Annotated in this window: 1 protein-coding gene; it reads left to right on the top strand. The window is 75.4% G+C overall.

Translation table 11 applies throughout. From position 1 onward, the window contains the following. The coding region (locus tag MOX02_RS29230; RefSeq protein ID WP_174804984.1) for an NAD-binding protein at window positions 1-607 on the top strand (607 nt) is incomplete at its 5' end. Window positions 608-690: the final 83 nt, after the last annotated feature.

The following is a 690-nucleotide window of genomic DNA, read 5'->3' as shown; positions in this document are numbered from 1 at the left end:
CGAGCGCCGGGGGGCGGGCGAGGTCGCCATGGCGGTGCCGGCGGCGCCCCGGCGCAACCACGCGGTGGTGATCGGCTACGGGCGGGTCGGCAGCAGCATCGGCAAGGCGCTGCAGACCTGGGACCTGCCCTACGTGGTGGTGGACCGCGACCGGCGCCGGGTCCTGGAGCTGCGCCAGCAGGGCCTCGACGCGGTGTTCGGGGACGCCACGGCGCCGGGCATCCTGGAGGCGGCCGACATCGGAAGCGCGCACCTCCTCGTGATCGCGACGCCGGACTCGCACAACACCGGCCGGCTCGTGGAGATCGCGCGCGGCGCCAACCCGCGGATCGACACGCTGATCCGCACCCACAGCGACGCCGAGCGCCGGCGCCTCGAGGAGAAGAAGGTCGGCCTCGTGCTGATGGGCGAGCGGGAGCTCGCCCTCGGCATGACGCTCTACGCGCTGCGCAGCCTCGGCGTGAAGGAGGGCGAGGCCCGCCTGTTCGTGGATTCGAGCCGCCAGCAGAGCCGGGCCGAGCCGGAGGCGGAGATCGAGGCGGGCCCCGTCGCCCCGGAGCTGCGCCCGCACAAGGAGCACGAGGACACGGACGCGGCCGAGGCGTGAGGGCGCGGGCGGGTTTCCCGCCGCGCAGCGCCCGCCACATCCGCCGCGGGCTCCCTCTCCCGTTCGGGAGAGGGTTGGGGTGA

The organism is Methylobacterium oxalidis (genome assembly GCF_007992195.1).
Taxonomy (GTDB): Bacteria; Pseudomonadota; Alphaproteobacteria; order Rhizobiales; family Beijerinckiaceae; genus Methylobacterium; species Methylobacterium oxalidis.
The sequence above is the reverse complement of the archived record's forward strand: the minus strand, read 5'-3'. Positions and strand labels throughout refer to the sequence as shown.